General features: G+C 60.8%; 13 protein-coding genes. 6 read left to right on the top strand and 7 right to left on the bottom strand.

All coding sequences use genetic code 11. The features are described 5' to 3' along the window. The 4 genes from ABYV89_RS06840 to ABYV89_RS06825 all read right to left on the bottom strand — a co-directional run. The coding region (locus tag ABYV89_RS06840; RefSeq protein ID WP_432822201.1) for a TRAP transporter permease at window positions 1-1,240 on the bottom strand (1,240 nt) is incomplete at its 3' end. A gap of 84 nt (window positions 1,241-1,324) precedes the next feature. Then, entirely contained in the window at window positions 1,325-2,299 is a 975-nt protein-coding gene (locus tag ABYV89_RS06835) for a TAXI family TRAP transporter solute-binding subunit (RefSeq protein WP_432822200.1), read from the bottom strand. A 304-nt stretch (window positions 2,300-2,603) separates the two neighbouring features. Continuing rightward, window positions 2,604-4,019: a sigma-54-dependent transcriptional regulator gene (locus ABYV89_RS06830; RefSeq protein WP_432822199.1), complete on the bottom strand. Its 1,416-nt coding sequence runs from the start codon at window positions 4,017-4,019 to the stop codon at window positions 2,604-2,606. Further along, a complete protein-coding gene (locus tag ABYV89_RS06825; protein WP_432822198.1) occupies window positions 4,016-5,767 on the bottom strand; it encodes a transporter substrate-binding domain-containing protein in 1,752 nt (583 codons plus the stop codon). The genes ABYV89_RS06830 and ABYV89_RS06825 overlap by 4 nt, the downstream gene beginning before the upstream one ends. A gap of 219 nt (window positions 5,768-5,986) precedes the next feature. Between ABYV89_RS06825 and ABYV89_RS06820 the strand changes: the two genes are divergently transcribed. The 5 genes from ABYV89_RS06820 (at window position 5,987) to ABYV89_RS06800 (ending at window position 13,642) form a co-directional block, all read left to right on the top strand. Continuing rightward, window positions 5,987-6,937 carry an ABC transporter ATP-binding protein gene (locus ABYV89_RS06820; protein ID WP_432822197.1) on the top strand — a complete coding sequence of 317 codons (951 nt, stop codon included), beginning with the start codon at window positions 5,987-5,989 and terminating at the stop codon, window positions 6,935-6,937. After that, window positions 6,937-7,926, top strand: coding sequence for an ABC transporter ATP-binding protein (locus ABYV89_RS06815; protein WP_432822196.1), 990 nt, complete (start codon window positions 6,937-6,939; stop codon window positions 7,924-7,926). The genes ABYV89_RS06820 and ABYV89_RS06815 overlap by 1 nt, the downstream gene beginning before the upstream one ends. Window positions 7,927-8,185: 259 nt before the next feature. Further along, window positions 8,186-10,477, top strand: coding sequence for a sigma 54-interacting transcriptional regulator (locus ABYV89_RS06810; protein WP_432822195.1), 2,292 nt, complete (start codon window positions 8,186-8,188; stop codon window positions 10,475-10,477). Between the two features lie 404 nt (window positions 10,478-10,881). Further along, entirely contained in the window at window positions 10,882-13,221 is a 2,340-nt protein-coding gene (gene ptsP / locus ABYV89_RS06805; protein ID WP_432822194.1) for a phosphoenolpyruvate--protein phosphotransferase, read from the top strand. A gap of 253 nt (window positions 13,222-13,474) precedes the next feature. Beyond that, a complete protein-coding gene (locus ABYV89_RS06800) occupies window positions 13,475-13,642 on the top strand; it encodes a plasmid mobilization protein (protein ID WP_432822193.1) in 168 nt (55 codons plus the stop codon). 50 nt (window positions 13,643-13,692) lie between these two features. On the opposite strand, the gene ABYV89_RS06795 is transcribed toward ABYV89_RS06800, so the two are convergent. Further along, complete coding sequence (locus ABYV89_RS06795) at window positions 13,693-14,277, bottom strand: hypothetical protein (protein ID WP_432822192.1); 585 nt, start codon at window positions 14,275-14,277, stop codon at window positions 13,693-13,695. 392 nt (window positions 14,278-14,669) lie between these two features. Here ABYV89_RS06795 and ABYV89_RS06790 point away from each other — a divergent pair, with 392 nt between their 5' ends. After that, window positions 14,670-15,041: a hypothetical protein gene (locus tag ABYV89_RS06790; RefSeq protein WP_432822191.1), complete on the top strand. Its 372-nt coding sequence runs from the start codon at window positions 14,670-14,672 to the stop codon at window positions 15,039-15,041. An 84-nt stretch (window positions 15,042-15,125) separates the two neighbouring features. Here the strand turns inward: ABYV89_RS06790 and ABYV89_RS06785 are convergent, their stop codons facing one another. Beyond that, complete coding sequence (locus ABYV89_RS06785; RefSeq protein ID WP_432822190.1) at window positions 15,126-15,584, bottom strand: MOSC domain-containing protein; 459 nt, start codon at window positions 15,582-15,584, stop codon at window positions 15,126-15,128. A gap of 17 nt (window positions 15,585-15,601) precedes the next feature. Next, window positions 15,602-15,825 (bottom strand): molybdopterin dinucleotide binding domain-containing protein (locus ABYV89_RS06780; RefSeq protein WP_432822189.1); only part of this gene is annotated, 224 nt, incomplete at its 5' end.

Genomic DNA, 15,825 nt, shown 5'->3' with positions numbered 1-15,825 from the left:
GCACCGCGTACTGAAAGAGCATGATCAGGGTCAGGACCAGGATGGAACGAAAGGCTGCCAGGTCGGGGGAATGACGCGGGATGATCAATTCGTAGAGCAGCATCAGGATCGGGAAGAGATAGTGCCAGCCGTTTTTCAGGGTGAACCAGAAGGCGGGGAGATCAACCTTGGGCAAACCCTTCATTCCCAGTTTGCCGGCCTCCAGGTGGACCAGCCAGAAGAGCGCCATGTACGACGCGAAGGCCGGGATGGCTGCCGACTTGCAAACTTCGAGATAGGGGATGTTGACGTACTCGGCGATGATAAAGGCGGCCGCCCCCATGACCGGCGGCATCAGCTGACCGTTGGTCGAAACCGCCACCTCGATGGCGCCGGCCTTGTAGTCGGGGTAGCCGACCTTTTTCATCATCGGGATGGTAAAGGTGCCGGTGGTAACGACGTTGGCGATGGAGGACCCGGAGACGATCCCGGTCATGCCGCTGGCCAAAACCGCCGCCTTGGCCGGTCCGCCTTTGTAGCGGCCGAGCAGGCTCATCGCCATGTCGATAAAAAACTTACCCGCCCCGGCCCGCTCGAGCATGGCGCCGAAGAGGACAAAGAGAAAGACGATCCGCGCCGACACGTCAAGGGGGATGCCGAAAATCCCCTCGGTGGTCAGCGAAATCTGTCCCACGTAGCGGGACAGGCTGACTCCCTTGAAGGCCAGAAAGTCCGGCATGTACGGCCCTAAAAAGGCGTAGGCGGTAAAAATCCCGGCAATCACCGGCAGTGCCGGACCGATAACCCGGCGGGCGGCGTCGAGCAGGATGAAAACGAGAAAAACACCGATCACTACGTCACGGGTGTTGGGCCGCCCAACCCGGTTGGCGATCCCCTCGTAATCGAGGGCAATATAGAGCGCGGCCACCACCGCAAGAATGGCGATGAGATAATCGGCGAAAGGAATCTTGTGCTTTTCCCCAAGCCAGCTCAGGCCGGGGATGCGAACATCCCGCCGCAGGGTCGGATAGGAAAGAAAAACGATCGCCAGGGCAAAGGCCAGATGGATGGAACGGATAATGGTCGAATCGAGCAGCAGCCAGCTCGACAGCGAGAGCTGGAACAACGACCAGCACAAGGCGATGACTGGAACGATGTAAGCCGGCCAGCCGGTGACCCGGCGCAGCCCGAGTTCCTCTTCTTCTTTAATCCGCTGGGCTTCGGCCAGCCCCTCATCCCTGTCCTTGACGTCTTCGCTCATGGCGTCATCCTTCTTGGCAATTCATCGCTAGACAATCGACAGGGGCACGGTCCGCCGTGCCCCTGTCAGGTTCCACACCGGCAGTTACTCCTTGATCAGGCCGGCTTCCTTGAAGTACTTCGCAGCCCCGGGGTGCAGCGGCGCGGAAAGACCCTGCAGCATATTCTCCTGGGTCAGCACCTCGAGCGCCGGGTGCAGCTTGCGCAGCTCCTCGACATTTTCGAAGACTTCTTTGGTGATTTTGTAGACGACGTCCTCAGGAACGTCGGACGAGGTGCAGATGGTGGCCTTGACGCCGAAAGTAGGAACGTTCTCGGTATTGGTCACGCCGGGATACTGGGCAACCGGAATATCGGCCGGGGCGTAGTAGGGCTGGGCGGCGACCAGTTTCTGCACCAGCTCGGCGGAGACCGGAACGAAGGCGACCTTGCGGGTGCCGGCAACGGCTTCCTTGATCGAACCGTTAGGGTGACCGACGGTATAGAAGTAGGCATCGATGCGGCCGTCCTGCAGCATGCCGGCGGCCTCGGCCGGCTTGATCCCCTCGACCTTGATATCCTTGTCGATGTCGATGCCGGCGGTAGCGAAGAGATCGGTGGCATTGACCCTCTGACCGGTGCCGGGAGCGCCGATATTAACGATCTTGCCTTTCATGTCGGCCACCGACTTGATGTTTTTGTCCGCGGCCGAAAGGATGGTCACCGCCTCGGGATGGATAGCGAACATGGCGCGCAGCTTGGTCTGCGGCTTGCCTTCCCACTCGCCGAGCCCCTTGTAGGCCTGGTATTGCAGGTCGGACTGAACCACGCCCATCTCGATGTCGCCGTTCATCAGGGCGTTGACGTTAAAAACCGAGCCGCCGGTCGATTCGACCGTCATGCGCAGGTTGTACTCGTTGCGTTTCTGGTTGACCAGCTTGCTGATGGCGCCGCCGGTAGGATAATAAACGCCAGTGACACCACCGGTCCCCATGGTCACGTACTGGGGCGCGGCCAGAACCTCACCGAAGCCGAACACTGCCAGAGCCAGGGTCAACACCCCGATTGCCGTTCTTTTCATTTCGATCTCCTTCTTCGTGGTTGATTGTCGATAGCCGCCAGCCTGTTATTTGCATGGCGACAACTGGATTCCGCCGATTTGGTGCAATCCTGTAAGAGCAATCCGTATACCAAATCGAGACAACAGGCACAGATGCCCAGTATATCAGGGGAAGCGGGGATTGCAGGGAGAACGAAAAATATCGAAGGGGTATAACCGGGGTTATGGGAAATCGGCTCGAAATGCGGCAAGCCCCGGCAACAGGGGCTGCCGGCCGGTCATAACCGGGGTTATGGCTATAACCGAGGTTATGACCCTTGCGGCTTTAGTCGCGGGATTGCTTGAGACGTTTGCTCAGGGCGGGCTGGGAGATACCGACAAGGCGCGAGGCGATGGTCTGGTTGCCGGCGGAGCGCTCCATGGCCTCGTCGATCAAGAGGTTGACCGCTTCGGCCAGCGACGGCAAAGGATCCACCCCGACAAAGGGGTTGCCGATCCGGGCGGGGGCGGCAACAGGCTCGGCAGCCCCGTCCTGCCGCCCCATGGCCCGCTGAAATGTGCTCATCGACAGAACCTTGGAGGTATGCACGCTGACCGCGTCGAAGACCATGCCCCGCAGCTCCCGGACGTTGCCGGGAAAGGCATAGGTGCCGAGCAGCACCGGCAGCTGGGGCGGAAAACTGGGCGGAGCCTTCCCCAGTTCGCGGGCCGCCTCGTCGAGGAAATGCCGCAGCAGCAGCGGGATATCGCCCCTGCGCTCGCGCAGCGGCGGTAGATGCAGATGATGGCCGCGCAGCCGGTAATAGAGATCCTTGCGAAATTCTCCGGCCGACTGCCGGGCGGCCAGGTCCTGGTGGGTGGCGACAACGATCCGCGCCGTCGCCTGTTTCGGCTCGTCGCTGCCCAGGGGGTAATACTCCCCCTCCTGCAGCAGGCGCAGCAGCTTAACCTGGGAAGACGAGCTCAAGTCGCCGATTTCATCGAGAAACAGGGTGCCGCCGGCGGCCTGCTCGAGCATCCCCCGGCGGGGAGCGTCGGCCCCGGTGAAAGCCCCGCGGACATGACCGAACAGGGTATCGGCGAAGACGTTGTCGTCGAGTCCGGCCGCGTTGAGAGACACCAGCGGCCCCTGCGGCCGGCCCAACCGGTGCAGGGCCCGGGCCACCAGTTCCTTGCCGGTGCCGCTTTCGCCGGTAAGCAGGACCGGCTGGGCCGAAGGTGCCACCGACTCGATGTAGCTGAAAATCGCCCGCATGCCGGGATCGATGGTAACGATGTCGGCAAAGACCTCGGCATGCTCCAGCCGGCCATCGAGAAACCGGCGGCTCATATCCCGGTGTTCCCGTTCCAGCTGCACCAGCCGCAGGGCCCGCCGCACGCCGTCGAGCAGGCGGTCGTCATCGACCCCCTTGACGAAATAATCGAAAGCGCCGGCACGCATGCAGCGCACCGCGGTATCGACCTGGTTAAGGCCGCTAACCACGATCACCGCGGTACCGGGGTATTCTTCGACAATTTTCCCCAGCAGCGTTTCGCCGGAGAGGTAGGGCATGGTCAGATCGAGCAGCACCAGGCCGAAATCCCGCGAGGCCAGGCGGGCCATGACCTCGCGACTGTCCCGGCAGGTCTCCAGGTTGGTGATCCCCCCCGGCCCCTCAAGGGTCATGCTCAGGGTCCGCAGCCAGGGGGCCTCATCGTCCACCAGCAGCACGCCGAATGCCGGGTAGAGCACTTCGTTCATGGTGCAACCTCCTCATTCCAGACCGGCAGAGCCAGGGTGACGGTCGTCCCCTCCCCCGGCGGCGATGCGAACTCGAGGCGACCGCCGAGATCGTTCACGATCCCGGCCGACACCCACAGCCCGAGACCGGTTCCGCCCGATTCGCGCTTGGTGGTAAAAAAAGGATCGAGCAGATGCTCCAGGTTTTCGGCGGGAATGCCGCAGCCCTGATCGCGAACCTTGAGCCAGACCTGGCCCGCCTCGTCCCGCCCCGTTTCAAGAGAGATTCCCTGCTCCCTGGCGGTCAATGCCTGGCAGGCGTTGACCACCAGGTTGACGATCACCTGCTCGAGGCGCTGGGAATTGCCCCGCACCGGCGGCAGGCCGACATCGCATTGCACGTTGAACCGGCTGGTCGCCTTGCGCACCGTCGGTTCCACCAGGCGGATCGCGGCGGCCACCACCTCGTTCAGGTCGACCCGCACCGCCTGCTCCGAATCGTCACGGCGGGCAAAATCCTTGAGATCCTCGACGATGCGCCGGATCCGCTGGGAGCTCTCCAGGGTTTCCCCGAGCAGGTGGGGAATCTCCCGCCGCATGCGCGAATACTTGAGCCAACCGAGAGTGAAATCGCCAAAATGGCGGTAGTGCTCCTCGAGAATCGGTTCGGCATCCCGCCAGGCCTTCTGCAGAAGGGGGACGTTGAGCATGACCACCCCGTTGGGATTGTTGATCTCGTGGGCCACGCCGGAGACCAGGATGCCGAGGGTGGTCATTTTGTCCGCCTGGATCAGCTGCCGCTGACGCTCTTCCAGGAGTCGCATGGCCCGCTTGCGCTCAGCAACTTCCCGCTGCAGGTCGGCGGTGCGCAGGGTCACCTCTTTTTTCAGCGAACGCGACCAGAGTACGGTGCCGGCCAGGATCAACAACAGCGGCACCGCCACCAGGGCGACATAGCGCAAAATGCGCCGCCACTGCGGCCGCTGGTCCTCCAGCACGCCGAGCCACTGGCGATGAATCCGGGCGTATTCACCGGTTTCGCGCAGAATGGTCAGCCCCTCGTCGAACCGCGCCAGCAGTTGGCGGTTCCCCTTACGCACGGCAAAGCCGTAATCCTGGGCGATCAGCGGCCGCGCCACCGGCTCGATGTTGGACAGCCCCAGCTTGCGGCTCAGGTAGAGGCCGGGGAGCTTGGCCACCAGCGCGCAGTCGTGCGCGCCCGAGGCCAGCAGGCGCAGGGCCTCGGCCAGCGAATCGGTGAGAATCGGTTTCGCCGAAGGAACATTCTGCAGCAGAAAATCGTGCATGATGCTGCCGCGCATGACGATCACCTCGCGACCGGCCAGTTCCTCACGGGAGCGGATGGCCGCCCCGTCAACCCGGTTCCAGATGCTCTGGTGCACCACGGCGTGAGGGAGGGAAAAATCGACCTCGGCAGTGCGCTCGTCGGAATAGGCCATCCCCTGCAGAATGTCGATGCTGCCGTCGCGCAGCCCCTGGCGCATGGCGCCCCAGGCCCCGAAGCGGATTTCCACCGGCATCCCCATCACCCGGCCGATCGCCCGGGTCAGTTCGACGTTGAAGCCCGTCGGCTTTCCCTCATCGTCGAGAAACTCGTAGGGCGGGTAGCTCCGGTCACCGCCGACCACGACCGGCTGCTCGCTGACTGCCGGCGGAATCATCTCGGCGGCAACCGGCAGCGCCGGCAGCAGGCAGCAGCCGAGCAGCAGTAAAAAAATCAGCCGATAACGAAGGTCAAGCTTGCACATGCCGGATCCAGTTTTCGTCAAACCGTTAAAACCCCGCCAACAGACAAAAATCCCCGTGAAGTTCCAGGGATTTTCGCCCGGCCGGGGAGCGGATGTCAACCACTCTCTCGCCTGCGGCCAAACTTGACCACCTGCCGCTTTCGATGTAGAGTGAAGACCTTGGCGGCGCCCGGCCGCCCCCCTTGATCAACATTTGGCCTTGCGGCCTGGAACCTGTCTATGCCACCCCTGCTCGACGTCCGCAACCTGATGACTTATTTCTTCCCGTCCAGCGGCCTGGTCAAGGCCGTGCGCGGGATCGACTTCACCATCGATGCCGGGGAAACCCTGGCCCTGGTCGGCGAGTCGGGCTGCGGCAAATCGATGACGGCCCTCTCCCTGCTGCGCCTGGTCCCGGAACCGGGCCGAATCGTCGAAGGCGAGATCTTCTTCGCCGAAGACGACCTGCTGCGCATCCCCGAAGAAGAGATGCGCCGCATCCGCGGCAACCAGATCGCCATGGTCTTCCAGGAGCCGATGAGCTCCCTCAACCCGGTACTGCGCATCGGTGAACAGATTGCCGAGGTACTGCGCCTGCACAAGGGGCTCTCCCCGCCCCAGGCCATGGAGGCCGCCGCTGATCTACTGCACCAGGTCGGCATCCCCTCACCGCAGCAGCGCGTGCGCGAATATCCGCACCAGCTCTCCGGCGGCATGCGCCAGCGGGTGGTGATCGCCATGGCGCTGGCCTGCGATCCCCGACTGCTGATCGCCGACGAACCGACCACCGCCCTCGACGTCACCATCCAGGCCCAGATCATGGATTTGCTGCAGCAGCTTAAAGCCGACCGCGGCATGGTCACCCTGCTGATCACCCACGATCTCGGCGTGGTGGCCGAAAACGCCGACCGGGTCGCCATCATGTACAACGGCCTGATCATGGAATACGCCCCGGTTCGGGAGATTTTCGCCAACCCGCGCCACCCTTATACCCGCGGCCTGCAGGCGTGCATCCCCAAGCTGGGAGAAAAACGCGCCCGCCTCGCCACCGTGACCGCCCAGGGACAGGGCAACGCCAGCACCGATTCCTTCCTCGACCAGTGCCCGGAGCCCTTCGCGCCCCGCCAGGGCATCCTGCCGCGCCTGCAGCAGGTCGCCCCCGGCCACCTGGTCCGCCAGTGGGAGGGATAATGGATAACCTGCTCGAAGTCCGCGATCTCAGCAAGTCTTTTCATTCCGACAGCGGCGGCCTCGGCGGCGCCAAACGTCGCCTGCAGGCGGTCGACCAGGTTTCCTTCGGACTGCGCAAAGGGGAAACCCTCGGCCTGGTCGGCGAGTCGGGCTGCGGCAAGTCGACCACCGGTCGGCTGATCCTGCGCCTGCTCGAGGCCGACTCCGGCCAGGTGCTGTTCCAGGGCCAGGATGTGCTGCAACTGTCGCAACGGCAGATGCGCCCATTGCGGCGCGAAATCCAGATGATCTTCCAGGATCCCTACTCGTCGCTGAACCCGCGGATGAAAGTCGGCGATATCGTCGGCGAGCCGCTGCAGATTCACAGCCTGGCCCGCGGCAGCCAGCTCAAGGACGAGGTCATCCGTCTGATGGGGACGGTCGGCCTCACCGAAGAGCACTACCATCGCTACCCGCACGAGTTTTCCGGCGGCCAGCGCCAGCGCATCGGCATCGCCCGCGCCCTGGCGGTGCGCCCGAGCCTGATCATCGCCGACGAGCCGGTGTCGGCCCTCGACCTGTCGATCCAGGCCCAGGTGGTCAACCTGCTGCAGGACATCCAGAAAGAGTTCGGCCTGACCTACCTCTTCGTTGCCCACGACCTGTCGGTGATCGAGCACATCAGCGACCGGGTCGCGGTCATGTACCTGGGCCGGATCGTCGAACTCTCCGATGCCGAGGAACTCTACCGGGCGCCGCGCCACCCCTACAGCGAAGCGCTGCTCAACGCCGTGCCCATCCCCGACCCCGCCCGCAAGCGCACCCGCGTCCCCCTCAAAGGCGAAGTGCCGTCGGCCCTCAACCCGCCCTCCGGCTGCCATTTTCACCCCCGATGCCCCTACGCCCGTGAAATCTGCAGCACCCGGCGGCCGCCCCTGGAAGACATCGGCAACGGCCATCTCGCCGCCTGCCATTTCAGCGGCGAAGTCGGTAAATTCCGCACCTTCTGAAAAACATTCGAAGCCACTCTCACGCAAAGCCGCCAAGAAAGACAAGGGCCCATTCCTTACTTTACTCCTCTCTTTGCGCACTTTGCGTCTTGAGTGAGCGAATGCGAACGGGCGTGAGGTCGCTTTTGATTGTCTTTTTCCGGATGACTCGATAACGCAGGCAACGCAATTTACGACCTTTCCCATTGACAGACGCGTGCCACATCTGACACAATCGGTGCGCACACTTTGTCATTAATCTTTTTTTTCCGGAGCCGCCATGGGACCGATCAAAACCGTCGAAGAACGCTGCCGCAAGTGCTACTCCTGCGTACGCAACTGCCCGGTCAAGGCGATCAAGGTGAAGGAAAACTGGGCCGAGGTTATCCATGAACGCTGCATCGGCTGCGGCAAATGCGTCAAGGTCTGCTCCCAGCAGGCCAAGATCATCACCGGCTGCATCGGCGAAACCCAGCGCATGCTCGACGGCCCGGAGCAAGTGGTGGCGGTGCTCGGCTGCTCGTTCCCGGCATTTTTCCATGATATCCGTCCGGGCCAGCTGGTGACCGGGCTCAAACGTCTCGGCTTCTGCGAAGTCCATGAAGGAGCCAGCGGCGTGGAACTGCTGCACGACACCTACCGGCGCCAGGTCGACGCGCCGATGGAGTTTCCGCTGATTTCCACCCACTGCCCGACCATCGTCGACCTGATCGAGCGGCACTACCCGCACCTGCTGAAAAATCTCATGCAGACGGTCTCACCAATGGTCGCCATCGGCCGCTTCATCAAGACCCGCAAGGGGAAGAATACCCGGGTCATCTACATCAGCTCGTGCATCGCCGGCAAATTCGAGATCGAGGCCGACCCGGTCTCCGATTCCGTCGACACCGTACTGACCTACCGGGAATTGAACCAGATGTTCCGCGAGCGCTCCATCGACCTGTATCGCCTGCCGGATGCCGCCTTTGACGGCCGGCCGCCACAGCGCGGCCGCCTGTTCGCCGTTTCCGGCGGCCCCTTCCAGTCCTTCGGCATCCAGGACGATTTTTTCAATCCCGACTTCCTGGCGACCGAGGGGGAAGAAAATGCCATGGAAATCATCCGCGACCTGGCCTCCGGTCGCATCACGCCGCGCCTGGTCGATATTCGCTTCTGCAATGGCGGCTGTGTCGGCGGCCCCGGCAAGAACAACCGCCTGACCACCTTCTCCAAACGCACCCTGATCCACAAGTATTACCAGAACAAAGACATCCCCTACGCCACCGCGGCCCACTACCGGGACGAGCAGAGCCTCCCGCAGTTCACCCGCAAGTTCACCAACAAATACCATCGGCTCGAACCGCCAAGCGGGCAGAGCATCCAGCAGATTCTGCAGTCGACCAACAAGTTTGTCGAACGGGACGAGCTCAACTGCGGCGCCTGCGGCTACAGCACCTGCCGGGAGCATGCCGTGGCCGTTTACCAGGGACTGGCAGAAAACGACATGTGCCTGCCCTACTCCCTCAAACGGCTGGAAGAGGACCATGTCAACCTGGCCCAGAAGTACGAACTGGCCCAGCGGGCCCTGGAACAGGAATACGGCGACACCGAGATCGTCGGCCGTGACGCCCGGACCCTCGAGGTCCTCAACCTGATCGGTCAGGTCGGGCCAACCCCGACCACCGTCTTGATTCGCGGCGAAAGCGGCACCGGCAAAGAACTCACCGCCCGCGCCATTCACCAGAGAAGTCAGCGCGCCGACAAGCCACTGGTCGCCCTGAACTGCACGACCCTGACCGACAGCCTGCTCGAGAGTGAACTCTTCGGCCACAAAAAGGGATCCTTCACCGGCGCCATCAGCGACAAGAAGGGGCTGTTTGAGGCCGCCAGCGGCGGCACCATCTTTCTCGACGAAATCGGCGATATCACCCCCAAGCTGCAGGCCGAACTTCTTCGGGTGCTCGACAACGGTGAAATCAAACCGGTCGGCGGAACCTCTCCGATCAAGGTCGACGTCCGCCTGATCGCCGCCACCAACAAGAACCTTGAGCTGGGGGTCAAGGAAGGCTGGTTCCGCGAAGACCTGTTCTACCGCCTCAACGTTTTCACCATCACCATGCCTCCCCTGCGCAGCCGCCTGGAATCGATCAAGGAGATGGTCCACCTGTTTCTCGGCCGGGCCAGCAAGCGGGTCAACAAGACGATCGTCGGCATCGACGACCGCGCCATCAAGGCGATGCTGCAATACCCCTGGCCCGGCAACATCCGGGAACTGCAGAATATCATCGAACGGGCCGCGGTCCTCACCCAGGACAGCATCATCCGCCTCGAAAACCTGCCGGTCGTCTTCAGTGAACTGATCCTGCAGAACCCTGGCGGCGCAACCCCTGCCAGCGAAAACAATTTCCGCACCCAGCGGGACAAGCATCTGAACCAGGTGGAAAAAAGCCTGATCAAGCGCTATCTGCAGGAAACCGGCGGCAACGTCTCGCTGGCCGCGCGCAAAGCCGGCATTCCCCGCCGTACTTTTTATCGCCTCCTTACGCGTTATGACATACAGGGGGAGAATTTTCGCGTAAAAATCCCGGAGTAACGACAACGGTGTGTCAAGAGGGACACAATACGCAACAATCGATGTGCCACAATCAACACACCCAGGAACCACTCAATCCAGAGATTTAGCAATATCACGCCAAACGTGAGTCACACACGGCACACAACAACCCCACCAACAGACGACCCGGCGTTAAAACACCCGCCTTTCAAGCCCATCCACGCCTTCCCAGCCAGTTGGCACACACATTGCTATACAAATAATTATTGATGGGGAAATTTGCAGAGCCTTCACATAAGGAAAAACTGCCCACCCCTTTGCGCCGACCGGGACCTCTCTCCCCCGGACGGCGCTTTTTTTTAGTTCGCAATCACCCGATGTTTCCGCTATCATTCTTTCGTTAACGGAATCTTCTCATTTAATACCTTAAAAAGTTGGAGCAGATGGGTAAAGGAACCAGCAGACTGGGCGTCACCATCCTCGAGGATGTCAGCACCCTGATCCACCAGTCCCACGACCTCGCGGAGACCCTTAAGAATATCGTCACCCTGGTTTCCAAGCGGATGGGGACCGAGGTCTGCTCCATTTACCTGCTCGAGGATGACCAGGAAACCCTGCGACTGTGCGCCAGCAAGGGTCTGTCCCGCAAGGCCGTCGGCAAGGTCACCATGAAAATCGGCGAAGGGCTCACCGGCCTGGCGGCTGAAAACCGCCAGGTGGTGGCGATCCAGGAGCCGGAAACCCATCCCCGTTATCGCTACTTCAAGGAAACCGGCGAAGAACGTTTCCATTCGTTCCTTGGCATCCCCCTGTTCGACCGCAAGACCCCGATCGGGGTCCTCACCATCCAGACCAAGGAACCGCGCAAGTTCAGCGCCGACGACATCAGCGCCCTGTCAACCATCGCCTTCCAGGCTTCCTCGATCGTCATCAACGCCCGCCTGCTCGAATCGATCCGCAAAAACGAGGAAGAAAAGAGCGTCTTTGCCCTCGAACTGGAAAAGACCCGGCAATCGCTGCTCGACAAGGAGCGCCCGCCGCAAGAGCCTAAAAGCAGCACCCTGCGCGGCACCGTGGCCTATCCCGGCCTGGCTTCAGGGCCGGCACATGTGCTGGACGACAACCTGGGCTTTGCGGACTCCCTCGATGAGGGCCCGGTCGATGTGGAAAAAGAGCTGCAGAAACTCGACCTGACCCTGGAAAAAACCCGCATCCAGACCCTGTTTTTGGAGAAACGGGTGGCCGAACGGCTTTCACAGAACGATGCCGCCATTTTCCATACCCACCTGATGATCCTGGAAGACCGCAGCTTCATGGAAAAGCTGCGCAACGAGATCCGACTCGGGCATGGCGTCTCCTTCTCGCTTAAAAAAATCGTCGCTGAATACATCGAAGTGTTTGAGCGAATGGAAGACCCGTACCTGCGGGAACGGGCCGCCGACATCAAGGATATCGGCCGGCGCCTGCTGGCCAATCTCAACGACAACCAGCAGGCGACCCTGCAGCTCAAGAGCCCCGGCGTGCTGATCGCCCGGGAACTCCTCCCCTCGGATATGGCGGCTCTCGACCACGAGCAGATCAAGGGGATCGTCACCGAAGCCGGCGAACGCAATTCCCACGCGGTGATCATGGCCAAATCCCTCGGCATCCCGGCGCTGGTCGGGGTCAAGGGCGCGGTCAAGGCGACCACCCCAGAAAGCCTGGTCATTCTCGATGCCAACTCGGGATGTTTTTACATCGATCCCCCAACCCACGTCGTCGAGGAATACCGCCGGCTCGAAGCCGACGGCAGCAGGGAACTGCACCGGCTTGAAGAGTTCCGCAGCCTGCCGCCGGAAACCAGCGACGGCCAGAAAGTGACCCTGCGGGCCAACATCGGCCTGGTCAGCGATATCGACATCGCCCTGCGCAACGGGGCCGAGGGGGTCGGCCTGTACCGCACCGAATTCCCCTACATGACCCGGGGCAGCTTTCCCGACCGTGACGACCAGTATCAGCTTTACCGCAAGGTGGTCGAAAACTTTCCCGACTACCCGGTGACCATCCGCACCCTCGACATCGGCGGCGACAAGGCCCTCCCCTACTTCAGCCCGCCAAAGGAAGACAACCCCTTTATGGGCTGGCGTTCGGTGCGGGTCTCCCTCGACAACCGCGACATTTTCCGCACCCAGATCGAGGCGATCCTGATGGCCGGCGTGCATGGCCCGGTCAAACTGCTTTTTCCGATGATCTCCGGGCTCGAAGAGGTTCGGGCCTGCAAGGAAGTTATCGAGGAGGCGCGGACGGTTCTGAGCAGAGAAAAGATTCCCTTTGCCCAAACGGTGCCGATCGGGGTCATGATCGAAGTCCCTGCCGCTGTCATGCTGGCCCCGCAACTGGCCAGGGAGGTCGACTTCTTTGCGCTGGGCACCAACGACCTGATCCAGTACATGCTGGCCGCCGACCGCAACAATCCGCTGGTCAACAAGTATTACGATCCGCTGCACCCCGCCATCCTGCAGGTTCTCAACCAGGTTGCGGCAACCGCCCGACAGCAGGGCAAGGGCTTATGCCTGTGCGGCGAGATGGCTTCCGACCCGATGAATTTCCTGGTGCTGTACGGCATGGGAATCGACGAATTCTCCATGCCGTCCCCGTTCATCCCCCGCATCAAGGCCTTTCTGCGGGACCTCCCCTCCGACGTGGCACACCAGGCCGCGGCCAAAGCGCTGACCATGACCGACAGCGCCAGCATCCGCGGCCACCTGGTCGGTGTGCTCAAAGAAATCGTGCAAGTTCAATAAAGTTTTCGCCATCCGCTGGCACACTCAACTTGCCAAGAATGGCACACATCGACAGCACTCGTTCCCACCCGGCGCAATCTGTGCCGACATGGATCACCCCCCTGCCGCCCCTCTCCATTTGCCCAACACCCTCCACAAGACCTTCAAGCTACTGTTTTTGCTGACAATATCCACTATTAATCAAGCAACGGACAAAGTGGCAATCTCTTTGCAATATTATTGACCAACCCGTTAACACGAAAGGAGTGCCACAATGCCCAAAGTCAGTAAAAACCCGAAAAAATTCGTTGTTTCCTGTCGGGTCACCCCCCGTGAAATGCAGGCTCTTCAGGTTAAAGCCGAAGAAACCGGTCTCAGCATCACCATGCTGCTTCGCAAAAGCCTCGACCTGCTGGAGCAGAGAACTCAGGTTAGAGCCTGATTACTGCATCTACCTGACAGCCAACAGCGGTCCGGTAACAGCAGAGGGGATCACTCCTTTTGGCGTGACGAACAAACCGGTTTCATCAAATCATATAACATGGCCGTTACCCCGGGGTTGTTGCGCTGATTGAACCGAAACGCCAGTTCTTTCAGCAACAGGGCCCGCTGCAACCGGCCCCTGTGCCGCTCCATCCGACAGAGCCTGATTGAGAGTTTGTTCAATTTTGTCAGCTCGCGCTCACAGACCGGTGTCCACTCTCTTGTCGATTCGTCAAGAAAACACAGGCAGCATTCGATGTCTCTGAGTGGAGCTGGCAGCCTGAGTTCCCTGCGAATATGCCGGAAATGGCACGACCCGGATGGTCTGCAGGAATCCAGGCAAAACCATTCGCAACAGATGGCGGCAATCCGCACCCCCTCGGCAACGACCAATACACACAACCCCAAGCTATCTTCGCTGGCAGCCGCCCTCTCCCTGGGCTCATGCGCCGGGCAGATCCTTTCCAAAGCGATTCCCTGGCGCATGAGCCCGTAGTGGCGGCGCACCGTCTTCACATTAATCCCCAGCTTTTCCGCTGCGGTGGCCACCGGAACGGTCAGCCAGAAAAAGAGAGCCAGCTGCTTGAGAAGCATGGGCGCAAGACGGCTCCTGCGCAACTTCGGCGAATATTTCCTTCCGCAGCGGCGGCATTTTCTGCGCCCGTCCGCCAATTTGTAGCTCCCCCGAAAGCGACAACCGGGACAGCAGATATGCTGAGAACTCCCCTGTTGTTCCAACATTTTTTACGCCCCCCAATCCTCCCGCAAAACCCCTGAAATCACAACCAGCAGCACCCCACCCCCGGTCCGGAAAGCTGGCCGGTGACATTTGCATCCGCCAATCACATACCGTATACATTACACAAAGAGGTCACAAATCGCAATATTTACCCCTTATGTAACCAAACAAACGGCATGCCATCAATACAATGCGGGAGTGACTAATTCTGGCACGGGAGAGAAACGATTTCGAATGGGAGGCAGGAATGGAAAAGACTACACAGGCTTACGTGGCGTATTTCGCAGGAAAACTACTGGCCGACTGGAAGGCCTTTTCGATCGCCGACAAAAACCGGGAAGAAGATATCGATCTACAGGGACAGCCGGCCCCCTTTGCGCTGATGAACCATCCGGCCAGAAAGAACTGCCCGGTACAAAGGAACTGTGACGGCAAAAATCTCTGCCTGGTGGACCAGGGCAAGGACCATCACATCTGCCTGTCCCTATACGGCAAACTGTTCGACGGCTTTGACCACGACAGTGCTTCGCATTTCACCGGCATGGTCGACGGAGAGGTTGTCTCACTCTATGATTTCAACGAATCAGACTACTTTATTTACGAACATAAAAACCGCTGAACAAATAGATACCGCCGCCAGAACTTTCACGACGCTGTTTTCAGTCCCGACCCGCAAGAGTCGGGACTTTTTTCTGCCCGACGCTTAAAGGATGATGACCGGGGAACCGGATTCGACCTTGCCGGCAGTGACGACCCGCACGAAAATCCCCTCCTTCGGCATGACGCAATCCCCGGCCTGCTGATAAATGGCGCAGCGGGTATGGCATTCCTTACCGATCTGGGTTACTTCGACCAGGGCATCGCCAATGGACAAGCGGGTTCCGATCGGCAGGGCGACCAGATCGATCCCCTTGGTTGTCAGATTCTCTGCGAAATCGCCGGCAGCGACATCCAACCCCAGCCGCTGCATCTTGGCGATGCTTTCTTCGGCCAGCAAGCTCACCTGCCGATGCCAGTTGCCGGCATGGGCATCGCCGACCAGACCGTGATCGACGCGCAGCTGTCCCCAGGAGATCGGGCGTTTGCGCTCCCCCTTCTTTTCACTGAGATTGACGGCGACGACCCTCGCTTCCTGGCTCCCAAGATCCGAATATACGTTCATGGCTTCCTCCGAAAGGGTTACTTGCTCAGCTCCACGGCAATCACGGCTTCCCCCTGGTAAATCCGGTTGAGACCGGAATTTTCAAAGTGATACGGCACAAAAATCAGGCCCTGGGGCAGCCGGCTGGCCACTTTCGCCTTCAGCTTCATTTCGCCGGCGGCGGCTTTGACCGTGACCAGATCCCCTTCGACCACCTTGAGGCTTTTGGCGTCGTCGCGGCCAAGCTCCAGGTACGGCTCGG

This window comes from Trichloromonas sp. (assembly GCF_041583255.1).
Lineage (GTDB): Bacteria > Desulfobacterota > Desulfuromonadia > Desulfuromonadales > Trichloromonadaceae > Trichloromonas.
This window is presented reverse-complemented; position numbering and strand designations above follow the sequence as displayed.